This window comes from Pseudomonas sp. PICF141, assembly GCF_002286815.1.
Lineage (GTDB): Bacteria > Pseudomonadota > Gammaproteobacteria > Pseudomonadales > Pseudomonadaceae > Aquipseudomonas.
Map to the genome: position 1 here is coordinate 38,618 of NZ_MUNM01000055.1, position 26,077 is coordinate 64,694.

The 26,077-nt window shown below is 59.6% G+C and carries 23 protein-coding genes; 11 read left to right on the top strand and 12 right to left on the bottom strand.

Annotated elements, in window-relative coordinates:
- Positions 1-64 precede the first annotated feature (64 nt).
- The gene (locus BZL43_RS15530) at positions 65-520 is read left to right on the top strand and encodes a YaiI/YqxD family protein (protein WP_095633134.1); all 456 of its coding nucleotides are present in this window, start codon (positions 65-67) and stop codon (positions 518-520) included.
- 111 nt (positions 521-631) lie between these two features.
- Here the strand turns inward: BZL43_RS15530 and elbB are convergent, their stop codons facing one another.
- Positions 632-1,300, bottom strand: coding sequence for an isoprenoid biosynthesis glyoxalase ElbB (gene elbB / locus BZL43_RS15535; protein ID WP_095633135.1), 669 nt, complete (start codon positions 1,298-1,300; stop codon positions 632-634).
- A gap of 114 nt (positions 1,301-1,414) precedes the next feature.
- On the opposite strand from elbB, the gene BZL43_RS15540 reads away from it, so the two are divergent.
- On the top strand, positions 1,415-2,662 hold the full coding sequence (locus BZL43_RS15540; protein WP_095633136.1) for a sterol desaturase family protein: 1,248 nt from the start codon (positions 1,415-1,417) through the stop codon (positions 2,660-2,662).
- On the opposite strand, the gene BZL43_RS15545 is transcribed toward BZL43_RS15540, so the two are convergent.
- Complete coding sequence (locus BZL43_RS15545; protein WP_095633137.1) at positions 2,643-3,275, bottom strand: DedA family protein; 633 nt, start codon at positions 3,273-3,275, stop codon at positions 2,643-2,645. The two genes, BZL43_RS15540 and BZL43_RS15545, sit on opposite strands and share 20 nt — an antisense overlap.
- Positions 3,276-3,473: 198 nt before the next feature.
- Here BZL43_RS15545 and hemB point away from each other — a divergent pair, with 198 nt between their 5' ends.
- On the top strand, positions 3,474-4,487 hold the full coding sequence (hemB, locus tag BZL43_RS15550; RefSeq protein WP_095633138.1) for a porphobilinogen synthase: 1,014 nt from the start codon (positions 3,474-3,476) through the stop codon (positions 4,485-4,487).
- A gap of 18 nt (positions 4,488-4,505) precedes the next feature.
- Positions 4,506-6,731, top strand: coding sequence for a polyphosphate kinase 1 (gene ppk1 / locus BZL43_RS15555; protein WP_095633139.1), 2,226 nt, complete (start codon positions 4,506-4,508; stop codon positions 6,729-6,731).
- Positions 6,732-6,960: 229 nt separating this feature from the next.
- Here ppk1 and ppx read toward each other — a convergent pair whose 3' ends face one another.
- The 5 genes from ppx to BZL43_RS15585 all read right to left on the bottom strand — a co-directional run bounded on the left by ppx (position 6,961) and on the right by BZL43_RS15585 (position 11,554).
- Positions 6,961-8,463 (bottom strand): exopolyphosphatase, encoded by a 1,503-nt coding sequence (gene ppx, locus BZL43_RS15565; protein ID WP_095633141.1) that lies wholly within the window; start codon positions 8,461-8,463, stop codon positions 6,961-6,963.
- Positions 8,464-8,706: 243 nt separating this feature from the next.
- Positions 8,707-9,444 carry an amino acid ABC transporter ATP-binding protein gene (locus BZL43_RS15570; RefSeq protein WP_095633142.1) on the bottom strand — a complete coding sequence of 246 codons (738 nt, stop codon included), beginning with the start codon at positions 9,442-9,444 and terminating at the stop codon, positions 8,707-8,709.
- Entirely contained in the window at positions 9,431-10,081 is a 651-nt protein-coding gene (locus tag BZL43_RS15575; protein WP_007899375.1) for an amino acid ABC transporter permease, read from the bottom strand. The genes BZL43_RS15570 and BZL43_RS15575 overlap by 14 nt, the downstream gene beginning before the upstream one ends.
- On the bottom strand, positions 10,078-10,749 hold the full coding sequence (locus BZL43_RS15580) for an amino acid ABC transporter permease (protein WP_008076077.1): 672 nt from the start codon (positions 10,747-10,749) through the stop codon (positions 10,078-10,080). Before BZL43_RS15580 ends, BZL43_RS15575 begins: the two co-directional genes overlap by 4 nt.
- Positions 10,750-10,768: 19 nt before the next feature.
- Entirely contained in the window at positions 10,769-11,554 is a 786-nt protein-coding gene (locus tag BZL43_RS15585) for a transporter substrate-binding domain-containing protein (RefSeq protein WP_095633143.1), read from the bottom strand.
- Positions 11,555-11,811: 257 nt separating this feature from the next.
- Between BZL43_RS15585 and BZL43_RS15590 the strand changes: the two genes are divergently transcribed.
- The 6 genes from BZL43_RS15590 to BZL43_RS15615 all read left to right on the top strand — a co-directional run bounded on the left by BZL43_RS15590 (position 11,812) and on the right by BZL43_RS15615 (position 17,919).
- Entirely contained in the window at positions 11,812-12,519 is a 708-nt protein-coding gene (locus BZL43_RS15590) for a FadR/GntR family transcriptional regulator (RefSeq protein WP_095633144.1), read from the top strand.
- Positions 12,520-12,641: 122 nt separating this feature from the next.
- Entirely contained in the window at positions 12,642-12,971 is a 330-nt protein-coding gene (gene trxA, locus BZL43_RS15595; RefSeq protein WP_007899382.1) for a thioredoxin TrxA, read from the top strand.
- Positions 12,972-13,218: 247 nt separating this feature from the next.
- Complete coding sequence (gene rho / locus BZL43_RS15600; protein ID WP_007899384.1) at positions 13,219-14,478, top strand: transcription termination factor Rho; 1,260 nt, start codon at positions 13,219-13,221, stop codon at positions 14,476-14,478.
- A gap of 141 nt (positions 14,479-14,619) precedes the next feature.
- A complete protein-coding gene (gene ubiD, locus BZL43_RS15605) occupies positions 14,620-16,086 on the top strand; it encodes a 4-hydroxy-3-polyprenylbenzoate decarboxylase (protein ID WP_008024285.1) in 1,467 nt (488 codons plus the stop codon).
- On the top strand, positions 16,086-17,054 hold the full coding sequence (locus BZL43_RS15610) for a CDP-6-deoxy-delta-3,4-glucoseen reductase (RefSeq protein WP_095633145.1): 969 nt from the start codon (positions 16,086-16,088) through the stop codon (positions 17,052-17,054). Before ubiD ends, BZL43_RS15610 begins: the two co-directional genes overlap by 1 nt.
- Positions 17,055-17,250: 196 nt before the next feature.
- A complete protein-coding gene (locus BZL43_RS15615; protein WP_095633146.1) occupies positions 17,251-17,919 on the top strand; it encodes a gamma-glutamylcyclotransferase in 669 nt (222 codons plus the stop codon).
- Here BZL43_RS15615 and glpT read toward each other — a convergent pair.
- A complete protein-coding gene (gene glpT, locus BZL43_RS15620; protein WP_095633147.1) occupies positions 17,895-19,244 on the bottom strand; it encodes a glycerol-3-phosphate transporter in 1,350 nt (449 codons plus the stop codon). The two genes, BZL43_RS15615 and glpT, sit on opposite strands and share 25 nt — an antisense overlap.
- Before the next feature lie 204 nt (positions 19,245-19,448).
- Positions 19,449-20,426 (bottom strand): NADPH:quinone oxidoreductase family protein, encoded by a 978-nt coding sequence (locus tag BZL43_RS15625; protein WP_095633148.1) that lies wholly within the window; start codon positions 20,424-20,426, stop codon positions 19,449-19,451.
- 150 nt (positions 20,427-20,576) lie between these two features.
- Between BZL43_RS15625 and BZL43_RS15630 the strand changes: the two genes are divergently transcribed.
- Positions 20,577-20,984: a flagellar basal body-associated protein FliL gene (locus BZL43_RS15630; RefSeq protein ID WP_095633149.1), complete on the top strand. Its 408-nt coding sequence runs from the start codon at positions 20,577-20,579 to the stop codon at positions 20,982-20,984.
- A 230-nt stretch (positions 20,985-21,214) separates the two neighbouring features.
- On the opposite strand, the gene BZL43_RS15635 is transcribed toward BZL43_RS15630, so the two are convergent.
- The 3 genes from BZL43_RS15635 to BZL43_RS15645 are packed head-to-tail and all read right to left on the bottom strand — an operon-like array spanning position 21,215 to position 26,009.
- Complete coding sequence (locus BZL43_RS15635) at positions 21,215-22,333, bottom strand: ABC transporter permease (protein WP_095633150.1); 1,119 nt, start codon at positions 22,331-22,333, stop codon at positions 21,215-21,217.
- A complete protein-coding gene (gene rbbA / locus BZL43_RS15640; protein WP_095633151.1) occupies positions 22,333-25,047 on the bottom strand; it encodes a ribosome-associated ATPase/putative transporter RbbA in 2,715 nt (904 codons plus the stop codon). Before rbbA ends, BZL43_RS15635 begins: the two co-directional genes overlap by 1 nt.
- Positions 25,044-26,009, bottom strand: a complete 966-nt coding sequence (locus BZL43_RS15645; protein WP_095633272.1) for an HlyD family secretion protein — start codon at positions 26,007-26,009, stop codon at positions 25,044-25,046. The genes rbbA and BZL43_RS15645 overlap by 4 nt, the downstream gene beginning before the upstream one ends.
- Positions 26,010-26,077 lie beyond the last annotated feature (68 nt).

Consider the following 26,077-nt stretch of genomic DNA (forward strand, 5'->3'; position numbering starts at 1 on the left):
CAGGTTAAGCGCTAACCTTGTGGGAGCGGGCTTGCCCGCGATGCTTTTCAATAGAGGAAACGCTATGCGCGTGTGGATCGATGCCGACGCTTGCCCTCGGGCAGCCAAGGATCTGGTGGTGAAGTTCGCCCTCAAGCGCCAGTTCGAAGTGGTGCTGGTGGCCGGTCAGCCACAGATCAAACCGGGCCTCGCCTTGGTGAAACTGATCGTGGTGCCCAGCGGCCCGGATGCCGCCGACGATTACCTGGTGGAACACGCGACGCCGGGTGAGCTGGTGATTTGCAGCGATGTACCGCTGGCGGATCGGCTGGTAAAGAAGGGCGTCGCGGCGCTGGACCCACGGGGCAAGGAGTTCGATGCGCAGAACATGGGCGATCGACTGGCGGTGCGTAACCTGTTCACCGATCTGCGCGAGCAAGGCCAGATGAGCGGCGGACCGGCGCCGTTTGGCGACCGTGAGAAGCAGGCGTTCGCCAATGCGCTGGACCGGATACTCACGCGGTTATCGCGCAAAGCCTGAAAAGATCGCAGCCTTCGGCAGCTCCTACAGGATTCGCATAAACCTGTAATTTGCGTCGGTCACGGTCCATGTAGGAGCTGGCGAAGCCTGCGATCTTTTGATCTTGCTTCTTTACTCGTCGTTCTCGTGGGTCAGTTCCAGCACGCGGTCGACCAGTTTATTGATGCCAGAAGCGGCCTCGCTGATCGATTGGGCCAGCATGTACGCCGGCGTGCTTACCAGTTTGCGCGCCTTGTCTTCGACGATGTCGGTCACCGCGCACTCGGCATGGGTGGCGCCCATTTTACTCATCGCGGCGGCTGTATCGGCATCGTTGCCGATGGTGCAGGTCACGCCTGGGCCGTAGATCTTGGCCGCCAGCGCCGGCGAGATGCAGATCAGGCCCACCGGTTTGCCGGCTTCGGCGAACGCTTCGGTCAACGCCAGCACATCAGGCTGAACGCTGCATCCGGCACCTTCGACGGCAAAGTTCGACAGATTCTTGGCTGATCCGAATCCGCCGGGAATGATCAGCGCATCGAAATCTTCGACGCTGGCTTCACGGATATCCTTGATGTTGCCTCGGGCGATCCGTGCCGATTCCACCAGCACGTTGCGCGCCTCGGGCATTTCTTCGCCAGTCAGGTGGTTGATCACATGCAATTGCGCGATATCGGGTGCGAAACACTGCACCTGGGCACCGCGCTGGTCCAGCCGCAGCAGGGTGATCACGCTTTCGTGGATCTCGGCGCCGTCGTACACGCCGCAGCCGGAAAGGATCACTGCAATTTTTTTGCTCATGGGCTTTTCTCCAGATTCATGGCGTTAAATGTCCACTAATTTGTCATTCGTTGCCATAGGGTTAATACGCGGCTACACCTAATCTCTGCTGAACGATTCTGATCAGGGCGCGTCATGGACTTCATTCTGTATGCGGTGCCGTTTTTCTTTGTGCTGATTGCAGTCGAGTTGCTGGCTGACCGTTGGCGCGCAGTGAGCAATTACCGCTTGGCAGACGCGATCAACAGCCTCAGCACGGGTGTGCTGTCGACTACCACGGGCCTGCTTACCAAAGGCGTCGGCCTGGTGACTTATGCTTTCGCCCTGAAGCATCTGGCCGTGATCGAGCTGTCGGCCGACAGCGTCTGGGTCTGGGTGTTCGCTTTCGTTTTCTACGACTTCTGCTACTACTGGCTGCACCGCATGGGCCACGAACGCAACATCCTCTGGGCCGCGCACTCGGTGCATCATCAGAGCGAGGAGTACAACCTCTCCACGGCCTTGCGCCAGACCAGCACCGGGTTCCTGTTGAGCTGGATTTTCTACCTGCCCATGGCCGTGCTCGGCGTGCCGCTGGTGGTGTTCGTCAGCGTTGCGGCGCTGAATCTGCTGTACCAATTCTGGGTGCATACCCGGCACATTCCCAAGCTTGGCTGGTTCGAATGGTGCTTCGTCACGCCGTCCAATCATCGGGCTCACCATGCACAGAACGCTCTTTACATGGATCGCAACTACGGCGGGGTGTTCATTATTTGGGACCGTCTATTTGGCTCGTTCCAGGAAGAGGATGACAACGAACCGGTGATTTTCGGCGTGACCACGCCGCTGGCGAGCTGGAATCCGTTGTGGGCGAACGTGCAGTTCTATGTGCAGCTGTGGGATGACGCCCGGCGCGCAGAAAGCAGATGGGACAAACTGCGGATCTGGTTCATGCGCACCGGTTGGCGGCCGGCGGATGTGGCGGCCAAGTACCCGATGAACAAACCGGACCTTAGCCAGTTCCGCAAATTCGAGGTTCCACTCGACGGACGCCAGCAGTGGTATGTGGCGCTGCAATTTTGCGTCTACATCGCCTTGGGCAGTTACTTGATGAACCTGGAGCACAGTCTGCCCACCGCAGCCTTGGTGTTGGGCTGGGGCGCCGTGGCGCTGGGGTTGTTTGTGTTGGGCATGGCCCTGGAAAATCGCCCGCAGGCATTGAAGCTGGAGCTGTTGCGGCTGGCGTCAAACCTGCCGCTGGTATGGCTGGCGCCAATGGTCGGGTTATGGCCGGCCCATGTAATGGGAGGCGCGGCGGGCTGGGTGGGGCTGCTCAGTTACAGCCTGCTCAGCGGAATCGGTCTCTACTGTTGCACAAACCGCTTCACTCGATGGGCGTCGTAGGCTCGCTGGATTTGGCCTGTTCGGCTTTCAACGCTTGCTCGTCGGCATAGATCTGCTTCGCCAGACGGGCATTCTTGAAGCGCCGGCGCAGCCACAGGAAAAAGCCCAATACCAGCAGGGCGCCCAGCACCCACAGCTCATACTTCTTGACGCTACCGAGCATGCCTTCGAGCACTGCGCCAAAGTGATAAGCGGCGGACGCCAGCGCGGCGGCCCAGATGGCTGCGCCAATCCCGTTGAGCAGCAGATAACGTCCCGGCGGATAGCCCGACAGACCGATCGCCACCGGCATCACGGTGCGCAGTCCATAGACAAAGCGAAAGCTCAGCACCCAGATATCCGGATGCTTGCGGATATGTTCCAGCGCCCGATCGCCCATCAGTTGCCAGCGCGGTTTGCGCGCCAGCAATTTGCGCCCGTGCTTGCGTCCCAGGAAGTACCACAGCTGATCGCCGGCATAGCTGCCGAGGAATGCCACGAGCATCACCACTTTGATGTCCATGTATCCACGGAACGCAAGGAAGCCTGCGAGCACCAGGATGGTTTCGCCTTCGAAGAACGTGCCGAGAAAGAGGGCGAAGTAGCCGAATTCCTGAAGAAATTGTTGGAGCATTGTCTGGGTGCTGGCGAAATGAACGCGCAGCCTAACCCCTCGGACACATTCAGGAAAGTGTCAAAATGTGTCTCGACGTGAACATTTCCTACAGGGACAATGGAATGCGGCGTGCTGAAGCACAACTGTCATCCGTTCGTCATAATGGCCGCTTATAACTGTCACGCTCGCCCGCCAGCGCGGGCTCAGGAGTCTGCCGTGAGTTTTACCCCCGCCAATCGTTTGTTTCCTGCAACCCGCCTGCGTCGTAATCGTCGTGATGATTTCTCGCGTCGACTGGTCCGTGAAAACGTACTGACCGTCGATGACCTGATCCTGCCGGTGTTCGTGCTGGACGGTGAAAACCGTCGCGAAGCGGTGGCATCGATGCCGGGCGTCGAGCGCCTGACCATCGACCTGTTGCTGGAAGAAGCGGCCAAGTGGGTCGACCTGGGAATTCCGGCCCTGGCATTGTTCCCGGTAACGCCGCCGGAGCTCAAATCCCTGGACGCCGCCGAAGCCTGGAATCCTGACGGCATCGCCCAGCGCGCCACCCGAGCGCTGCGTGACCGATTCCCGGAACTGGGGGTGATCACCGACGTCGCTCTGGACCCGTTTACCACCCACGGTCAAGACGGCATTCTTGATGAAGAAGGCTATGTGCAGAACGACATTACCGTCGACGCGCTGGTTAAACAGGCCCTGTCCCACGCCGAAGCCGGCGCTCAGGTGGTGGCGCCTTCGGACATGATGGACGGGCGCATTCAGGCGATCCGCGAAGCGCTGGAGCTGGCCGGTCACGTCAACGTGCGGATCATGGCTTACTCGGCCAAATACGCCAGCGCCTACTACGGCCCGTTCCGCGATGCGGTGGGTTCGGCGCTGAACCTGGGCAAGGCCAACAAGGCCTCCTATCAGATGGACCCGGCCAACAGCAACGAAGCCCTGCACGAAGTGGCGGCGGACTTGTCAGAAGGTGCGGACATGGTCATGGTCAAGCCAGGCATGCCGTATCTGGATATCCTTTGCCGGGTCAAGGAAGAATTCAAAGTGCCGACCTTTGTCTATCAGGTCAGCGGCGAATACGCCATGCACATGGCAGCGATCCAGAATGGCTGGTTGAGCGAAGGGGTTATCCTCGAATCCCTGACCGCTTTTAAACGTGCAGGCGCTGATGGCATCCTGACTTACTTTGCCGTCCGTGCTGCTCAATTGTTACGAGAGCAAAAATAGCCCTCCCAGGAACATTCGATGAATACCGAAGGACTCACTGAAGTTGCCGTAAAAGACGCTCAACCTGTGGTGGAGCCAATCGCCGAAACCCCGCCGGAGCTGGAGCCTGCTCCTCCCGCGGTGGTGGCCGAGCCTGTTGTTGCGGCGGCGCCAGCGATTGCCATTCCCGGCCTGGATGACAGCAGCCTGTACATCCATCGTGAGCTCTCGCAACTGCAGTTCAACATCCGCGTGCTGGAGCAGGCGCTTGATGAGTCCTACCCATTGCTGGAGCGGCTGAAGTTTTTGCTGATTTTCTCCAGCAACCTGGACGAGTTCTTCGAGATTCGTGTGGCCGGCCTGAAGAAGCAGATCACCTTCGCTCGCGAACAGGCTGGCGCCGATGGCCTGCAACCGCACCAGGCCCTGGCTCGCATCAGTGAACTGGTGCACGGCCACGTCGATCGTCAGTATGCGATCCTCAATGACATTCTGTTGCCGGAACTGGAAAAACATCAGGTCCGCTTCATCCGTCGCCGTTACTGGACCACCAAGCTCAAGACTTGGGTTCGACGTTATTTCCGCGACGAGATCGCGCCGATCATCACCCCGATCGGCCTCGACCCGACGCACCCGTTTCCGTTGCTGGTGAACAAGAGCCTGAACTTCATCGTCGAGCTCGAAGGCATCGACGCCTTCGGTCGCGACTCCGGTCTGGCGATTATCCCGGCACCGCGTCTGCTGCCGCGGATCATCAAGGTGCCGGAAGAAGTCGGCGGCCCCGGCGACAACTATGTGTTCCTGTCGTCGATGATCCACGCCCACGCCGACGACCTGTTCCAGGGCATGAAGGTCAAGGGTTGCTACCAGTTCCGCCTGACCCGAAACGCCGACCTCGCGGTCGACACCGAAGATGTCGAAGACCTGGCTCGCGCCCTGCGCGGTGAGTTGTTCTCCCGTCGCTACGGTGACGCGGTGCGTCTGGAAGTGGCCGATACCTGCCCCAAACACCTGTCCGATTACCTGCTCAAGCAGTTCAACCTGCATGAGACCGAGCTGTACCAGGTCAACGGCCCGGTCAACCTGACCCGGCTGTTCAGCATCACCGGCCTGGACAGTCATCCGGAGCTGCAATACACGCCGTTCACACCGCAGATCCCGAAACTGCTGCAAAACAGCGAGAACATTTTCAGCGTGATCAGCAAGCAGGACATTCTGCTGCTGCACCCGTTCGAGTCGTTCACCCCGGTGGTCGACTTGCTGCGTCAGGCGGCCAAGGATCCGCACGTGTTGGCGGTTCGCCAGACGTTGTATCGCAGCGGCGCCAACTCCGAGATCGTCGACGCGCTGGTGGACGCTGCGCGCAACGGCAAGGAAGTGACGGCGGTAATCGAATTGCGCGCGCGCTTCGATGAAGAATCCAACCTGCAACTGGCCAGCCGTCTGCAAGCGGCCGGCGCGGTGGTGATCTACGGCGTGGTCGGCTTCAAGACCCACGCCAAGATGATGCTGATTTTACGCCGCGAGGCGGGCGAAATTGTCCGTTACGCCCACTTGGGGACCGGCAACTACCACGCAGCCAACGCCCGTCTGTACACCGACTACAGCCTGCTGACTTCCGACGATGCCTTGTGCGAAGACGTCGGCAAACTGTTCAGCCAGTTGATTGGCATGGGCAAGACCCTGCGCATGAAGAAACTGCTGCACGCGCCGTTCACGTTGAAGAAGGGCATGCTCGACATGATTGCCCGGGAGATGCAATTCGCTCTAGACGGCAAACCGGCGCACATCATCGCCAAGTTCAACTCGCTGACCGACCCGAAGGTCATCCGCGCGTTGTACAAGGCCAGCCAGTCCGGGGTGCGTATCGATCTGGTGGTGCGCGGCATGTGCTGCCTGCGCCCAGGCATCGCCGGCGTGTCCCACAACATCCACGTGCGCTCGATCATCGGCCGCTTCCTGGAACACACCCGGGTCTTTTACTTCCTCAATGGCGGCGAAGAGCAGATGTTCTTGTCCAGCGCCGACTGGATGGAGCGCAACCTCGACAAACGCGTCGAGACTTGCTTCCCGGTCGAGGGCAAGAAGCTGATATTGCGGGTCAAGAAAGAGCTGGAGCTTTATCTCACCGATAACACCCACAGCTGGAGCCTGCAGTCGGACGGTCGCTATATCCGCAATACGCCGACCGGCAACCAGAACCCGCGCAGTGCCCAGGCCACCTTGCTGGAGCGTTTGGGTAGCCCGATTCTGGCGGTTCGTTAACGCGCAGAACCTGTGTGGCGAGGGGGCTTGCCCCCGTTCGGCTGCGTAGCAGTCGTAGAACATTGCACGCGGTGTACCCGATACACCACGAGCGCAGATTCTGGGGCCGCTTCGCGACCCAACGGGGGTAAGCCCCCTCGCCACATAAGCCCGCTCCCACATGGGGATTGCATCGTCTGCTGAATCGCGGGCACAAAAAAAGGCCTTCCGAAGAAGGCCTTTTTCAATTTCAACGAACGTTAAGCACGAAGCTGACGCGGGTCAGCCATTCCGCTTCGAGGGCGAAGTCGGCCTGGGTCAACTGGTTGTCGTCCAGCCAGTGTTCGGGGAACAACACATCCAGGCTGTGGCCGTTGGCGTGCAATACGACCTGAGGCATTTGCTGGGTGCCGCGGATGTGGTGGAACAGAATCGCAAAACGCAGTAGCACGCACAGGCGAATCAGCTTGATGCCGTCGTCGCCGAATTCGGCGAACTTGTCCTTGGGAATGTTGCGTCGGTGGCCACGTACCAGTAGCGCAAGCATTTGCTGGTCTTCGCGGGAGAACCCGGCCAGGTCCGAGTGCTCGATCAGGTAGGCGCCGTGCTTGTGGTACTGATAGTGGGCGATGTCCAGGCCCACTTCATGGACCTTGGCCGCCCAGCTCAGCAGTTCACGCCAGACGCCGTCATCCAGCTCCCAATCCACGGCCACCTGATCGAAGGCGTGCAGCGCCTTGCGTTCAACCCGGGCGGCTTGCTCCAGGTCAACGTGGTAACGCTCCATCAGCGAGCTGAGGGTGCGCTCACGCACGTCTTCATGATGATGACGGCCCAACAGGTCGTAGAGCACGCCTTCGCGCAGGGCGCCTTCACAGTGGTCCATGCGTTGCAATTCGAGGGCGTCGAAGATTGCTTCGAGAATTGCCAGCCCGGCGGGGAAGATTGCCCGACGGTCGGGCTTGATGCCTTCGAAATCGATTTTTTCGGCATCGCCGAGTTTGAACAGCTTGCGCTTGAGCCAGGCCAGGCCTTCGGCATTCACTTCGCCCGTGCCATGCCCGCCGGCCTTCAGTGCCAGGCCAATGGCGCGAATGGTGCCCGAGGAGCCGATGGCTTCATCCCAGGTCAGGCGGTGCAGGGCGTGTTCGATGCTCATGATCTCCAGCCGCGCCGCGGTGTATGCCTGGGCATAGCGGGCCGGGGTAATCTTGCCATCCTTGAAATAGCGCTGGGTATAACTGACGCAACCCATTTGCAGGCTTTCGCGCAGCAGCGGTTCGAAGCGCTGGCCGATGATGAATTCGGTACTGCCGCCACCGATGTCAGCCACCAGGCGCTTGCCCGGCGTATCGGCGAGGGTGTGGGAGACGCCGAGGTAAATCAGGCGTGCTTCTTCACGGCCCGAGATGACTTCCACCGGATGGCCAAGAATTTCTTCGGCGCGGTGGATGAATTCGGCGCGGTTACGGGCTTCGCGCAGGGCGTTGGTGCCGACGATCCGCACGGTGCCCGGTGGCATACCGCTGATCAGTTGGGCGAAGCGCTTCAGGCAATCGAGCCCGCGCTGCATGGATTCTTCGCTGAGTTGACGTTCTTCGTCGATGCCGGCGGCCAGCTGAACCTTTTCCCCGAGACGCTCGAGAATCCGGATTTCGCCGTTCTGGGCCTTGGCCACGACCATGTGAAAGCTGTTGGAGCCCAGGTCGATTGCGGCGATCAGGGACAGATTCTTGGCTTGGGATAGCGGCATGGTCAGGGGGTCTCGGTCGATAACCCCGACATCCTGCCACGATCAAACGCTGCCGCCAACGCGTAGGCGCTGTCGAAGGCTGCGATCTTTTACCACGGGGCATCCGTGGTGTTGCGAATGACCTCTTCGCGGGCAAGCCCGCTCCCACAGGTTTTTGCGTCGAACACATGATCGCGTTCCAGCAGAGAACCCTGTGGGAGCGGGCTTGCCCGCGAAGGCGGCCTCAAAGGCACTAAGTTTCCTTCAGCCTGCCGCTTCCACCGTCCCGATAAAATTCGCCAGCTCCGTCGTCTGCGGGTTGGCGAACAGCACCTTCGGATCCCCCACTTCATGCACCTTGCCCTGGTGCATGAACACCAATTTGTCCCCCACCTCGCGGGCAAAACGCATTTCATGGGTGACCATGATCAGCGTCATGCCCTCCCTGGCCAGTTGCCGGACCACGCTCAGCACTTCGTTGACCAGTTCCGGGTCCAGCGCCGAGGTGATTTCATCGCACAACAGCACCTTCGGCGACATCGCCAGCGCCCGGGCAATCGCCACCCGCTGTTGCTGGCCACCAGACAGCCGGTCGGGGAAGGCATCGAACTTTTCCCCCAGCCCGACCCGTTCCAGCATGTGCCGCGCCAGTTCGGCGGCTTTGGCTTTCTGCACTTTTTGCACCACTTGCGGCGCGAGCATGACGTTTTCGCCCACAGTGAGGTGCGGGAACAGATTGAACTGCTGGAACACCATCCCGACTTTCTGCCGCAAGCTACGCAGGTCGGCACGGGCAGCGTCGAGGTATTCGCCATCAACTTCGATCACGCCGTCATTGATCGATTCCAGGCCATTGAGGGTGCGCAGCAAGGTGGATTTGCCCGAGCCGCTGCGACCGATGATCGCCACCACTTGGCCTTCCTCGACACTCAGGTCGATGCCTTTGAGCACATGATGGTCGCCGTAATATTTATGCAGGGCGGAAATTCTAAGCAGAGGCATGCAGTCTCCTTTCCAGGTAGCGCGCACTGAGGGACAAGGGGTAGCAGAGCAGGAAGTAACCGAGCGCCACCAGGCCGTAGACCATGAAGGGCTCGAAGGTCGCGTTGGCGAGCATGCCGCCGGTCTTGGTCAGTTCGGTGAAGCCGATGATCGAGGTCACGGCGGTGCCTTTGACCACTTGCACCGAGAAGCCCACGGTCGGCGCCACGGCAATGCGCAAGGCTTGCGGCAGGATCACGTAACGCAGTTGCTCCAGCGGATTGAGCGCCAGGCTCGAGGAGGCTTCCCACTGGCCATTGGGGATCGAATCGACACAACCGCGCCAGATCTCCGCCAGATAGGCGCTGGTGAACAGCGTCAAGGCTATCGCCGCGGCCATCCACGGCGAAATCTCCACACCGGCCAGCGCCACACCGAAGAACACCAGAAACAGCTGCATCAACAGCGGCGTGCCCTGGAACAGTTCGATGTAGGTGCGGGCGAAGTGGCTGGGCAAGGACTTTTTTGAAATCCGCATCACCATGATCAACAAACCGATCAGCCCGCCGCCGATAAATGCCACCAGCGACAGCGCGAGGGTCCATTGCAGGCCGGTGAGCAGGTTGCGCAGGATGTCCCAGAAGGTGAAATCGCTCATTGGCTGCTGCTCCTTGCTATGTAGCGCCGGCCGATCCAGTTCAGCAATTGGCGGATCAGCAGCGCCATACACAGGTAGATCAGTGTGGTCAGGGCATAGGTTTCAAAGGCGCGGAAGTTGCGCGATTGAATGAAGTTGGCGGCGAAGCTCAGCTCTTCGGTGGCGATCTGCGAACAGACCGCCGAGCCGAGCATCACGATGATGATCTGGCTGCTCAGGGCCGGCCAGACCTTGCCCAGCGCCGGTAGCAGCACCACGTGGCGGAAGGCTTCGAAGCGGGTCATCGCCAGGGCGGCTGCGGCTTCCAGCTGCCCGCGCGGAATTGCTTGAATGCCGGCGCGGATGATCTCGGTCGAATAGGCGCCAAGGTTGATCACCATCGCCAGCACCGCCGCCTGCCATTCGGAAATCTGCAGGCCCAGCGACGGCAAACCGAAGAAGATGAAAAACAACTGCACCAGGAATGGCGTGTTGCGGATCAACTCGACGTAAACCCCGAAAATGCCGGCGAACGGGCGGATGTTCCACGCCCGCACCAGTGCCCCGACGATACCCAGACCGACTCCGAGTACCGCGCCAATGGCCGTCAACTCAAGGGTGAACAGCGCGCCGCGCAGCAGCAGATCGGTGTTTTCCACCACCGGCAAGAAATCGAACTGATAAGCCATAAGTCGTCTCCGCGAACGATCAGAGATCGGCCGGCAGCGGCTCTTTCAGCCAGGTTTGCGAGTTCTTTTCCAGCGCACCGTCAGCCTTGGCCGAGGTGAGGATGTCATTCACCTTGCCCAGCAGCGCTGGCTCGTTCTTGTTCACGCCGACGTAAACCGGCGAATCCTTGAGCTTCACCTTGAGGGCTGGCACGCGTTTCGGGTTTTTCTCGCTGATCGCCACCATCACCACGTTGCCACTGGCGATCAGGTCGACTTGCCCTGCGAGGTAGGCGGCGATGGTCGAGTTGTTGTCTTCGAAGCGTTTGATCGTCGCGCCTTCAGGAGCGACTTTGGTCAGCTCGATGTCTTCGATGGCGCCACGGGTGACGCTGATGGTTTTGCCTTTGAGATCGTCCAGGCCCTTGATGGCGGCGTCTGGCGGGCCGAATACGGCGAGGTAGAACGGCGCGTAGGCACGGGAGAAGTCGATGACCTTTTCGCGCTCAGGGTTCTTGCCGAGGCTGGAAATCACCAGGTCGACTTTGCCGGTGGTCAGGAACGGAATGCGGTTGGTGCTGTTGACCGGGGTCAGTTCGAGTTTGACCTTGAGTTGGTCGGCCAGCAGTTTGGCGGTGTCAATATCGAGGCCGCGCGGTTTCATGTCCGGGCCGACCGAACCGAACGGCGGGAAGTCCTGGGGCACGGCGACTTTGAGGGTGCCGCGCTTGACCACATCCTCCAGACCGTCGGCGTGGGCGGGTGCCTGGCTCAGCATCAGGCTGGCAAACAAGGCGGCGAGGAGGGCGCTGTAACGCAGGGTCATGGCAAATCTCCGGATCGGCGAGAAGTGATTTCTGCGGATCGACAGAGCACGGGCCATGCCAAAAATGGTTTTTGGGGGGCGCAGGCCACGGTTTTGCTGGTGTCGTTCGGTCTTACTGGTCTGAACAGTTGAGTGACATTTCGCACCCTGATGGCGCACCCGTGAAAATTCCCGAACCCCCATGGGGCACGACTTGCCGGGCGTTGCGAATAGCTTTACAACTAGCCGCTCATTGGCCTGGTTCGTCTGAAAAAACCATGAACTCGATCTCCCGCGCCGTACCCGAAGTGGCGCTGCAAGCCATCCGCAAACTGATTACCGAACAAGGCTTCGGGGCGGGGGACGCGTTGCCGTCGCAACGGGATCTGGCAGCTCAGTTGGGCGTCAGTCGGGCGTCATTGCGCGAGGCGTTGTCGTCCCTGAGCGCGCTGGGGGTGGTCAGTATCCAGCCGGGCAAGGGGGTGTTCGTGCAATCGCCGGTAGATCTGCCCCGGGGCGATGCGGCGCCGGGCTGGCCGTTCGCGGCTCAGGCATCGCCATTGGACATTTTCCAGCTGCGCTACGCGCTGGAAGGTTTTGCCGCCGGGCTGGCGGCCGTGACCTTGAGCACCGATGAACTCGATGCCCTGGAAGACAATGTCGCCGCCATGCGCAACGAACTGCGGACCGCCGACTTCGATGCAGCGGCGCGACTGGATTTCGAGTTTCATCGACGTATCCTCCTGGCCAGTGGCAATCAGGCGATGCTAAGCATCCTTTCCGCCAGCGCCGACATCTTCCTGGAGAGCCAGAAGCTACCGTTCATCAGGGCCGAACGGGCGATGGAAACCTGGCAGGAGCACCGTAAAATCCTCCGCGCACTGGCCCGTCGGGCCTCTGGCGCCGCGCAGAAGGCCATGCAAGAGCATGTGCGCAATGCCGCCCTGCGGACCGGAATTGCTTTTGTCGCTCCCGCCACCTCATGACTTGAGCTATACCCAAACTCATGGGCCACCATAGCGAGACTCAATCATCTGCGGCTTCCTGAACACGGGAAGGGCGGCTATGATGGGCCACGTTTTTTATTGCTTACAACCCGGAGACATCCATGAGCAGCGATCTTATCAAGCACGTCACCGACGCTAACTTCGAAGAAGAAGTACTGAAGGCTGCTGGCCCTGTGCTTGTTGACTACTGGGCTGAGTGGTGCGGCCCTTGCAAAATGATCGCCCCGGTTCTGGACGAGATTGCTGGCACCTATGCTGGCAAGCTCACCGTTGCCAAGCTGAACATCGATGAAAACCAGGAAACCCCGGCCAAGCACGGCGTACGCGGTATCCCGACGCTGATGCTGTTCAAGAACGGCAACGTCGAAGCCACCAAGGTCGGTGCGCTGTCGAAGTCGCAACTGGCTGCTTTCCTCGACGCCAACATCTAAGCGTTGTTATAAAGCGTCATGAAAAGGCCCCGCATAATGCGGGGCCTTTTCGTTATTGAGGGCTAGACGCTCCGAAATTCAGGTGGTACATTCGGCCCCGCACTGGTTTCTCCACTGCCCCCTGCTAGCCGTCGCCGACGCACTCCTTTTCGAATAAGTACGCGATCCTGTCGCCTTCTCTGCGGCGCGGCCTCATTAAGCCAAAAGCTTAATTTCCCCCCTCCATAAATGATTACGTCATTCCTATATGAATCTGACTGAACTCAAGCAAAAGCCGATTACCGAACTGCTCGAATTGGCCGAACAGATGGGCATAGAAAATATGGCCCGTTCGCGCAAGCAGGACGTGATTTTCTCCCTGCTCAAAAAGCACGCTAAAAGCGGCGAGGAAATCTCCGGTGATGGCGTGCTGGAGATTCTCCAGGACGGCTTCGGCTTCCTGCGCTCCGCTGACGCTTCCTATCTTGCCGGCCCGGACGATATCTACGTCTCGCCGAGCCAGATCCGCCGCTTCAACTTGCGCACCGGTGACACCATCGTTGGCAAGATCCGCCCTCCAAAGGAAGGCGAGCGGTATTTCGCGCTGCTCAAGGTTGACACGATCAACTACGATCGTCCCGAGAACGCGAAAAACAAGATTCTCTTCGAGAACCTGACCCCGCTGTTCCCGACCGTGCGCATGAAGATGGAAGCCGGCAACGGTTCCACCGAAGACTTGACCGGTCGTGTCATCGACCTGTGCGCCCCGATCGGCAAGGGCCAGCGAGGCCTGATCGTTGCACCGCCGAAAGCCGGTAAAACGATCATGCTGCAAAACATCGCGGCGAACATCGCACGTAACAATCCTGAAGTTCATCTGATCGTATTGCTGATCGACGAACGTCCGGAAGAAGTGACCGAAATGCAGCGCACCGTGCGCGGCGAAGTGGTTGCCTCGACGTTCGACGAACCGCCAACCCGCCACGTGCAGGTTGCCGAAATGGTGATCGAGAAGGCCAAGCGCCTGGTCGAACACAAAAAGGACGTGGTGATCCTGCTCGACTCCATCACCCGTCTGGCGCGTGCCTACAACACCGTGATCCCGAGCTCCGGCAAGGTGCTGACCGGTGGTGTCGATGCCCACGCCCTGGAGAAACCGAAACGTTTCTTCGGCGCTGCACGGAACATCGAAGAAGGCGGCTCGCTGACCATCATCGCGACCGCGCTGGTTGAAACCGGCTCGAAAATGGATGAAGTGATCTACGAAGAATTCAAAGGCACCGGCAACATGGAACTGCCTCTGGACCGCAAGATCGCCGAAAAGCGTGTATTCCCGGCCATCAACATCAACCGTTCCGGTACTCGCCGCGAAGAGCTGCTGACGGCCGACGACGAGCTGCAGCGTATGTGGATCCTGCGCAAGTTGCTGCACCCGATGGACGAAGTCTCTGCCATCGAGTTCCTGGTCGACAAGCTGAAACAGACCAAGACCAACGACGAGTTCTTCCTGTCGATGAAGCGCAAGTAAATCGCAGAAAGTCAGCAAAAGCCGGGGAAACCCGGCTTTTTGCTATCTGATTTTTGATCAACGGCAGTTCGTGGTTCTGAATAGAGGGGTTCGGCGCTAAACTGCCTGCCCCGAACGCCACGGCCAACACGAGGCTCACGCATGCAGTATCGCGACTTGCGCGACTTTATCAGCGGCCTGGAACAGCGCGGCGAACTCAAGCGCATCCAGGTTCCGGTGTCCCCAGTGCTCGAAATGACCGAGGTCTGCGATCGCACGTTGCGCGCCAAGGGCCCGGCGCTGCTTTTCGAAAACCCTACCGGTTATGACATTCCCGTACTCGGCAACCTGTTCGGCACCCCTGAGCGCGTGGCGCTGGGCATGGGCGCAGAAGCGGTCAGCGAGCTGCGCGAAATCGGCAAGCTGTTGGCGTTCCTCAAGGAGCCCGAGCCGCCGAAGGGCCTCAAAGACGCCTGGTCCAAGCTGCCGATCTTCCGCAAGATCATTGCCATGGCGCCCAAAGTCGTCAAAGACGCGGTGTGCCAGGAAGTGGTCATCGAAGGTGACGATGTCGATCTGGCGATGTTGCCGGTGCAGACCTGCTGGCCGGGCGATGTCGGTCCACTGATTACCTGGGGCCTGACCGTCACCAAAGGTCCGAACAAGGATCGCCAGAACCTCGGTATCTATCGTCAGCAGGTGATCGGCCGCAACAAGGTGATCATGCGCTGGTTGAGCCACCGTGGCGGCGCGCTGGATTACCGTGAATGGTGCGAGAAACACCCCGGCCAGCCGTTCCCGGTCTCCGTGGCCTTGGGCGCTGACCCGGCAACCATTCTGGGCGCCGTGACCCCGGTGCCGGACAGCCTGTCCGAATATGCTTTCGCCGGCCTGTTACGCGGCAATCGCACCGAACTGGTGAAGTGCCGCGGCAATGACCTGCAAGTGCCGGCTACCGCCGAGATCATCCTCGAAGGCGTGATCCATCCCGGCGAAATGGCCGACGAAGGCCCGTATGGCGACCACACTGGCTATTACAACGAAGTCGACAGCTTCCCGGTGTTCACCGTCGAGCGCATCACCCATCGAATCAAACCGATTTATCACAGCACCTACACCGGCCGTCCGCCGGATGAGCCGGCGATTCTCGGTGTGGCGCTGAATGAAGTGTTCGTGCCGATCCTGCAGAAGCAGTTTCCGGAGATCACCGACTTCTATCTGCCGCCCGAGGGCTGCTCGTACCGCATGGCCATCGTGACCATGAAGAAGTCGTATCCTGGGCATGCCAAGCGGGTAATGCTCGGTGTCTGGTCGTTTTTGCGACAGTTCATGTACACCAAGTTCGTTATCGTCACTGATGACGATATCAACGCACGGGACTGGAACGACGTGATCTGGGCCATCACCACGCGCATGGACCCCAAGCGTGACACGGTGATGATCGACAACACGCCGATCGACTACCTCGACTTCGCCTCGCCGGTTTCCGGCCTGGGTTCGAAGATGGGACTCGATGCCACGCATAAGTGGCCCGGTGAAACCACTCGCGAGTGGGGCCGGGTCATCGTCAAGGATGAAGCCGTTACCCAACGGATCGATGCCATCTGGAATCAGTTAGGAATAGATTGATGCGTGTAACTTTGCAGCCTTCCGGAGCAGTGCTGGATATTCTGCCCGGCGAGCGGATTCTCGATGGCGCGCGGCGCCTGGGCTATGAATGCCCGCAAAGCTGTCGAAACGGCAATTGCCATGTGTGCGGCGCGTTGCTGGTGGAAGGGCGGGTCCAACAAGCCGGCGATGTGCGCGACCATGGCGAGTTCTACACTTGCATTGCAGAGCCGCTGGAAGACTGCATCGTGCTGTGGGATGGCGTGCTCGCGCTGGGAGAATTGCCGGTGCGCAGCGTGTCGTGTCAGGTCATTGAATGCAGGGACGTCGGCGGCGATACCTGGCGCGTGCGTCTGCGTGCCCCGGCGGGCAAGCCGCCGCGCTATCACGCCGGCCAGTACCTGATGATCGAGCGTGAAAACGGCGAGAAATCCGCCTTCTCCCTGGCCTCTGCACCGCATTCCGGGCGCGACCTGGAAATTCATGTACTGGCGCGCGAAAGCAGTGCGCTGAGCCTGATCGAACAGCTTCAGCGCAACCCGATGGTGCGCATCGAGATGCCGTTCGGCGATACCCATCTGGCGGAACTACCAGACGGTCCATTGGTGCTGATTGCTGCCGGGACCGGCATGGGCCAGATTCACAGCCTGATCGAACATTGCCGGGCTGCGGGGTTCAAGCATCCGGTGCATCTGTATTGGGGCGTACGTCGTCCTGAAGACTTTTATGACATCGAACATTGGGATGAATGGGAAAAACTGCCCAATCTGTTCCTGCATAAAGTCGTCAGCGATCAGTGTGGTTGGGGAGGGCGCTGCGGCATGTTGCATGAGGCAGTGTGTGAAGATTTCCCCGATCTCAAAGCCCTGCACGTCTACGCCAGCGGCTCTCCGGCGATGGTCTATGGCACGCTGGATGCGCTGGTCGAAGCGGGGATGGATGCCCATCAAATGCGCGCGGATGTGTTCGCTTACGCGCCGCGATCTTGAATCGTTATAACTCCTCATATAGCCGATCGGTATTTATATAATTATATAAATGCCGGTAGGTTATATCCCATTCAGGCAATAAGTTTTAGAGCGCCGCCATGGCACTTAAATTGCCTTAAACCTATGTGCCTTATTGTTACAACGGTGCGTTCTATTAAGTAATTCTTCACCCGCGGGGAGCTGAACGCTATTCGCCATGAGCGCCATTGAATCTGCTTTTTTGAATCTGGCTTACCCTCCGCGGCTCGATCTGGGGCCGCAACTTACGCATGAACAACTGCTCAACTCGATGCAATCGACCATGGCGCGCCACAAGGGTGGGCCGGTCTGGCTATTCGCTTATGGTTCGCTGATCTGGCGCCCTGAATGTGCGGCGGTTGAGCGAGTACGCGGTCGCGTGCATGGCTACCATCGCGGTTTATACCTGTGGTCCCACGAACATCGCGGTACGCCGGAAGCGCCCGGGCTGGTATTTGGCCTGGATCGCGGCGGCTCATGCAGCGGGTTTGCCTATCGCTTGCCCGAAGAGCAACTCGACGCTTCGCTTTATGCGCTCTGGCAGCGTGAAATGCCATTCCCGTCCTATCGCCCACACTGGCTCAACTGCCGTCTCGAAGACGGAAGCCAGGTTCAGGCATTGGGATTCGTTTTGGAGCGACACCTGCCCAGCTATGCCGGCAACTTGCCGGATCATGTGCTGAGCCAGGTGTTCGAAAGTGCTTGCGGGCGTTATGGCACGACGCGCGAGTATGTCGAGCAGACTGCCCACGCCCTGCGTAGCCACGCCATGCCAGACCGGAATCTGGAGGCGCGGCTCAAGCGCTGCAAATCAAAAGCCGATCAGGCGATCGCTTCGCGGCTCTGACTGGCGACGTTTTTGTGACCCAAAGTAGGCGCCAGGAACGCCATCGCCAGCAGGCAGGCAACAACCAGCAGGATGAAGCCGCCATCCCAGCCGAAATAGTCCACCGTGTAGCCCATCAGGGCACTGGCCGCGACTGAACCACCCAAATAACCAAACAAACCGGTAAAGCCCGCGGCCGTTCCTGCAGCTTTCTTCGGAACCAGCTCCAGCGCCTGCAGGCCGACCAGCATCACCGGGCCGTAGATCAGGAAGCCGATCGCGAACAGCGAGATCATGTCGACCATCGGATTGCCCGGCGGATTGAGCCAGTAAACGATCGTCGCAACGGTCACCAGTGCCATGAAGACCATGCCCGTCAGGCCACGGTTACCCCGGAAGATCTTGTCCGACATCCAGCCGCACAGCAGCGTGCCGGGAATGCCTGCCCACTCATACAGGAAGTAAGCCCAGGACGTCTTGTCGAAGTTGAAATGCTTGACCTCCTTAAGGTAGGTCGGCGCCCAGTCCAGAATGCCGTAGCGCAACAAATAGACGAAGACGTTGGCCAGTGCGATGAACCAGAGCATTTTGTTGCGCAGCACGTATTTGACGAAGATGTCTTTGGCGCTGAATTCTTCTTCATGGCTGGCGTCGTAGCCTTCCGGGTAATCGTTCTTGTACTTCTCGATCGGCGGCAGGCCCGTCGATTGCGGGGTATCACGCATGACGATGAAGGCAAATACAGCGACCAGCAACGCCACCGCTGCCGGCACATAGAACTTGCTGTGCCAGTCGTTGAACCAGCCCATGCCGAGTATTGCCAGCGGGCCGATCAAACCACCGCCGACGTTATGCGCGGTGTTCCATACCGAAACCACACCGCCGCGTTCTTTCTGTGACCACCAGTGCACCATGGTGCGCCCGCTCGGCGGCCAGCCCATGCCTTGCGCCCAGCCGTTGATGAACAACAGGATGAACATCATGGTCACGCTGGACGTCGCCCACGGCGCGAAACCGAAAATGAACATGACTCCGGCGGACACTATCAGGCCAAAAGGCAGGAAATAACGAGGGTTTGAGCGGTCGGACACGATGCCCATCAAAAACTTGGAAAGGCCGTAAGCGATCGCAATCGCCGACATGGCCACACCCAGCTGGCCTTTTGTATAGCCTTGAGCAATCAGATCCGGGATCGCCAGGGTGAAGTTCTTGCGCAGCAGGTAGTAACCCGCGTACCCAATGAAAATGCCGGCGAAGATTTGCCAGCGAAGTCGTTTGTAGGTGTCGTCTATTTTTTCTTCAGGCAATGGAGCCTGATGTGCGGCAGGACGAAAGAAAGCAAACATTCAAGAGCTCCAGATTTCTTGTTTTTACTGCGGATGCGAATGTTACAGTTTCGTTACCGAAAATAGCATCGGTTCGCAGTCGCAAAACAGCGGAAAAATTGGAGATGGCATGTTCTTTTATGAACATGTCGCTCAAGTATAAATAAAGGACGGTATGGGAATGGTGAGCCCGGGTCGCAGGGGGACAACCCGGGCAGGCAACAATCAGCGAACCTGAACGACCACCTTCCCTACCGCCTTGCGCTGGCCAAGGTCATTGATCGCCTGCGCCGCGTTGCTCAGCGGATACACCTGCGACACCAGGGGCTTCAACTTGCCTTGGGCAAACCATCCAAACAGCTGCTGGAAGTTTGCTGCGTTGTCTTGTGGCTGGCGTTGGGCGAAGGAGCCCCAGAACACGCCGACCACCGCTGCGCCTTTGAGCAGTGCCAGGTTCACGGGCAGCTCCGGGATTCGTCCGCTGGCGAAACCGACCACCAATAGCCGGCCGTTCCAGGCGATGGCGCGGATGGCCTGGTCGAACAGATCACCGCCAACCGGATCGTAGATCACGTCGGCGCCCTGGCCGTCGGTCAGGCGTTTGATCTCGTCCTTGAGACTGGTTTCGCTGTAGTTGATCAGCTCATCGGCGCCGGCGGCCTTGGCCACCGCGAGTTTTTCTGCGCTGCTGGCGGCGGCTATGACGCGAGCACCCATGGCTTTGCCGATTTCCACCGCGGCGAGGCCGACACCGCCAGAAGCGCCGAGCACCAGCAAGGTTTCGCCGGGTTGCAGCTGGCCCCGTTGCCTTAGGGCGTGCATCGAAGTGCCGTAGGTCATGCTGAATGCGGCGGCGGTGTTGAAGTCCATCGATGAGGGGATTGGCAATACGTTGTAGCTCGGCACCGCGACTTGCTCGGCAAAGCTGCCCCAGCCAGTCAAGGCCATGACCCGATCACCGACCTTGAGGTGACTGACCTTTTCGCCCACCTCGCTGACCACACCCGCCGCTTCGCCCCCCGGCGAAAATGGGAAGGGCGGCTTGAATTGGTATTTGCCCTCTATGATCAGCGTGTCCGGGAAGTTCACCCCGGCGGCATGCACGTCCAGCAGGATTTCATTCTTCTTCGCCACAGGGCTGGCGACGTCTTCCAGCACCAGCGATTCGGCAGGGCCGAAGGCTTTGCACAGCACGGCTTTCATCAGGGCTATTCCTTTGGGAGTGATGGCCGATAAGTGTAGGTGTGTGAGTCATCGGGTCAACGAGCATGCCCGACCCTGATAGTCAGCCATAAGCTTGTGCTTGAGCGGCGGGTCGTTATGCTTGGCCGCAAACCGGATAAGGAGTGAATTGTGAAAGCGTGGATCATGTTGATGCTGGCCCTGTCTCTGCCTGTGGCAGCGATGGCCGAAGAAGCCAAAGAAGGTGAAGCCCCGAAGGTCAACTACATCACCCTGAGCCCGCCATTCGTGGGCAACTATGGGCTGGACGGCACGCCCAAACTCAAGGTCTACAAGGCCGATGTAGCATTGCGGGTGACCGGTGACGAGGCAACCAAAGCGGTAAAGGCCAATGAGCCATTGATCCGTAACAAGCTGGTGGCGCTGTTTGCCCAGCAGACCACGGAAGCCATGAACAATGTCGAAGCCAAGGAAAAGCTGCGTCAGGAAGCCTTGAAGCAGACCCAGCAAGTGATGAACGACGAAACCGGCAAACCGGTGGTTGAGGATTTGTTGTTCAACAACCTGATCATTCAATAGGCAGAGGGGGGCTGATGCCGATGAGTTAAGCTGTCATACGATCTGTAGCAGCTGCCGAAGGCTGCGTTCGGCTGCGAAGCAATCGTAAAATCAGAAACTGTGGTGTATCAGACAGACCTCATTAGCCGGACTCACGACTGCTGCGCAGCCGAACGCAGCCTTCGGCAGCTGCTACAAGGCGCGCGCCGCAGTTTAGCTTGCCGGTATCAGGGCCTGCTCTTCGCCACTGTTCAGGACGCCAGGCTCTTGCGAAACCGCATCAGCGCAATGGTAAAAAACAGCAGGCCGATGGCGCTCAATGCCAGTAAGTCCGGCCAGACCACGCCGATGCCCGCGTCGCGAAACAATATCGCGGCGCTGAGGCTGACGAAGTGCGTGGAAGGCGAGCCCTGCATCACCCATTGCAGCCATTGCGGCATGCTGTCGAGCGGGGTGCTGCCGCCAGAGAGCAGCAACATCGGAATAATCACCGGAATCGCCAACAAACCGAACTGCGGTGTCGAGCGGGCGAGGGTCGCGAGGAATATCCCCAGCGCCGTGCTGGCGAACAGATAAACCGCCGTCACCAGCAAAAACAAGGTCAAGGAGCCGGCCAGCGGCACGCCGAGCGCACCTTTGACGATCACTTCCAGTGATACCCAGGTGCACAGCACCACCACCAGCATATTGCTCCAGATTTTAGCCAGCATGATCTCCAGTGCTGTCAGCGGCAGCACCAGCAAATGGTCGAGGGTGCCGTGTTCACGCTCACGCAGCAGTGCTGTGCCGGTCAGGATGATGGCGAGGATGGTGATGTTGTTGACGATCTGAATGACCGCCAGGAACCAGCCACCTTCCAGGTTGGTATTGAACAAGGCTCGCGTCGTTAACAGCACGGGGGATTTGTTCGCCGCATCGTCCTGGCCACTGTAGGTCAGCAGCTCGCGCTGGAAAATCCGTCCAATGTAGCCCGCGCCCATGAATGCCTGGCTCATGGCCGTGGCATCGACGTTGACTTGCAGCGCCGGCTGGCGGGCGGCTAACAGATCCGCCTGAAAATTTGCCGGAACATTGATCACGAAGGTGTATCGGCCGCTGTCCAGCACTTCGTCCATTTGTTCATAAGGCAGCGACACCGGCGGCTGGAATTCCGGTGGTTGCAGGGCTTGGGCCAATTGCCGTGACAGGTGACTGTGATCTTCATCGACCATGGCCACACTGGCGTTGTGCACGCCGATCACGGAGCCCGCGGCCGGCATGTAGATTGCCACCGTAAAGGCGTAGAACAGAAACAACAGCAACACACTGTCGTGTCGCAGGCTCGTGAGTTCCTTGAGGCCAAGACGCAGGATGTGCGCAAGCTTGTGCATCAGACCTCCTGCTTTTTCAGCATGGCCAGGCTAAGCCCGGTGAACACGAGAAAAAACCCGAACAATGCCAGGCATTGAGGCCACAGCTGGCGGATATCCAGCGCCTTGGTAAAGGTGCCGACGGCGATATCGAGGAAGTAGCCCGCCGGAAACAGCATCCCCATGACTGCCGCCGCGCCGTCAAGGGAGGAGCGCGGCACGATCAAGCCGGAAAACTGAATGGTCGGCAGGCTGGTGATGATCATGGTGCCCAAAATGGCGGCAATCTGGGTTCGGGTGAATGCCGAGATCAACAGACCCATGCTGGTGGTTGCCAGCACATAGAGCAGCCCGCCGAAGGCCAGGGTCAGTGCGCTGCCCTTGAAGGGCACGCCGAACAGCCAGCGATTCATGGCCGCCAGGACGGCGAGGTTGATCAGGCTGATTGCCAGATACGGCGCCTGTTTGCCTAACAGGAATTCCAGGCGCGTCAGCGGTGTCGCGTAGAAGTTGGTGATCGAGCCCAATTCCTTCTCCCGCACAATACCCAGCGCGGTCAGCATGGCGGGGATGAACGCCAGGATCAACGCCATCACCCCGGGGCCGATGGCGTTGACGCTGATGACGTCCTGGTTGTAGCGGAAGCGGGTTTCCAATGCGGCCGCTGCTGGCCGGTTCAGTGCGGGGCTGGACTGCTCGGCCAATTGCTCCAGGTTGGCCAGGTGGACCGCTTCCACATAATTGCGGCTGGTTTCGGCGCGAAACGGCATGCCGCCATCGAGCCAGGCCGCCACCACGGGTTGACGACCGGCGAACAGGTCTCGGCCGAACCCGGGCGGGATCTCCAGCGCCAGTTTGATTTCCGAGCGTTGCAGGCGTCGATGCAACTGCTCCGCATCGTTGATGGGAGGATGCTCATCGAAGTAGCGGGAGCCGCGGAAGGCCTCCAGATAAGCCCGGCTTTGCGGGGTCTGGTCCTGGTCGTAAACCGCGAAGGCGAGTTCTTCCACATCCAGGGAAATGCCGTAGCCGAAGATCACCATCATGAGGATCGCCCCGAGCAAGGCGAAGGCCATGCGTACTTTATCGCGCAACAGTTCCTTGCTTTCACGGCTTGCCAGTGCCCGCAACCGTCCAAAACTGAAGCGACGGTCTATCGGTGTGGTCAGTGCGAGCGTGGCGTCGACGGGCGCTGGCGGCGTTGCGATGGGGCCCTGCGCCTGTTCCAGGCAGGTGACGAACGCTGCCTCCAGTGTCTGGCCCTTGAACCGCTGTTGCAGGGCTGCCGGGGTGTCGCAGGCCAATACCTTGCCGGCGTGCATCAACGAGATGCGGTCGCAGCGTTGGGCTTCGTTCATGAAATGGGTGGACAGGAAGATCGTCACGCCCTGTTCGCGGGACAGTTCGATCAGCAGCCGCCAGAAATCGTCCCGGGCCGCCGGATCGACACCGGAAGTCGGTTCGTCGAGGATCAGCACTTCCGGGCGATGCAGCACCGCCACCGCCAGGGATAACCGTTGACGCAGGCCAAGCGGCAACGCCCCGGACGGCTGATGAGCGACGCTGCCCAGATTGAAACGCTGGATCAGCTCATTGATGCGCGGCGCGCTATCGACCTTGGGCAAATCGAACAGTCGCGCGTGCAAGTCCAGATTCTGTCGCACGCTCAGTTCGCCGTACAAAGAGAAACTCTGGGACATGAAACCAACGCGTTTGCGGGTGGCCAGATCCTTGGCGTTCACCGGATTGCCCAGCAGCGTGGCACTGCCTTCGCTGGCGGGAATCAGCCCGGTGAGCACTTTCATGGTGGTGGTTTTGCCGCAGCCATTGGAGCCCAGAAACCCGAAGATCTCGCCGCGGCCGATGGCGAAGCTGACCTTGTCCACAGCCGTGAAATCGCCGAAGCGCAGGGTCAGGTCGTGGGCTTCGATGGCGATGTCGGTGGTGGCATTGACTTGAGGAGGGATTACCAGCGGCTGGTTGTCATGGACGGTGTCGCCCTGAAATTGGGTGAAGGCCGCATCGAGTTTGCCGCCAGGAGTGACCGCCTCCAGTTCGCGGGTCAAACCGGCGGCGATCAGCTTGCCGCCATCAAGCATCAGGCAGTGTTCGAACTGCTCGGCCTCCTCCATGTAGGCGGTGGCGACCAATAGCGTCAGTTGCGGGCGTTGGCGCCGAACGTCATCAATCAACTCCCAGAAACGCCGTCGGGACAAGGGATCGACGCCAGTGGTCGGTTCATCGAGGATCAACAGGTCCGGTTCATGGATCAACGCACAACAGAGGCCGAGCTTCTGTTTCATCCCGCCCGATAGTTTGCCGGCCGGTCGCTCGGCAAATCGCAGTAGATCCGTGGCCAACAGCAGGTTATGCATGCGCTGATCACACTCGGTCCCGGACAGCCCGAACAGTGTGGCGAAAAAGTGAATGTTCTCGCTGATCGACAACTCGGGATACAGGTTGCCACCCAGGCCCTGAGGCATGAACGCGATACGCGAGTAGAGGCTGTTGCGGTGGCGACGGTCCTGGATCGAGCCACCAAGTACTTCCAGTTGGCCGTCTTGTAATGTCTTCACGCCGGCGATCAATCCCAGCAAGCTGGATTTACCGGCGCCATCCGGACCAATCAAACCGCACCGGGTGCCGGCGGGCAGGCTGAATGAGATGTCGCTCAGCGCATTCTGTTGGCCGTAATGGTGCTGAAGGCCAGTGGCATGCAGCGCCAGGCCGGTCATTGAAGGTTGGCCGGCCAGTCAATGGGAGCGGTGCGCACGTAGCCGTTACCGGGCATCCCCGGTTTGGCCTGGGGCACGGCGCTGGGTTGGGTCAGACGTAGCTTGACTCGAAACACCAGTTTCTGACGCTCGTCGCGGGTCTCGACTTCTTTGGGGGTGAACTGTGATTTGGCCGCCACGAAGCTGATTTTCGCCGGCAACGGCTGACCGGGCAGGGCGTCCAGCAAGATCCGGGCTTCGTCGCCGACCGCCAGGCGTCCGGCTACGGATGCCGCAAGATAAAGGTTCATGTATTGGTCGTTCGGGTCAATCAGCAGCAGTACCCGCCCACCGGCACCGAGCACTTCACCGGGCTCGGCGGTGCGAAGCTGAATGACCCCATCGATGGGGGCCCGTAGGCTGCAATCGTCAATTTCGCTGGTTAACTGAGCGACTTGTGCCTGTGCCGCACCAATGGCTGCGCCAACGGCAGACACCTGAGCGCGGGCGGCGGTGACAGCCGCATTGCCGGTGTCGAAGCGTGACTGCTGCTGATCAATGATCTGGCCACTGGCGAAACCGCGCTTGAACAATTCCTGGGAGCGTTTGAGTTCTTGATGGGCAAGCAGTTGCTCACTCTGGCGCAGTTGCAGATTGGCCTGAGCGGCCGAAAGGTTTTCCCGGGCGCGTATCACTTCAGCTTCAGCCTGCTTGCGCTGGGCTTCAAGGGTGCGGGTGTCCATGCGGGCCAACAGTTGACCTTTGGTGACTTTGTCGCCTTCGTCCACCCAAACTTCAGCCAGCCGGCCGGGTGTCTTGCTGGCGATCTGCACTTCAGTGGCTTCGAGCCGACCATTGCCGACATACAACCCTTCGGGCAGTCGGTTAAGCGTCGACTTCCAGTAACCGAATCCCCCAGCGGCCAGTAGCAAAGCCCCCAGTAAAAAAACGAAGAAAAGCGAAGAGCGGCTGTGGGTCGACATGTAGGCATCCTGCATCTGTAGCGCCGTAGTCTGACAGGCAAGCGCCTGAGCGACTTGATGTCCGTCAA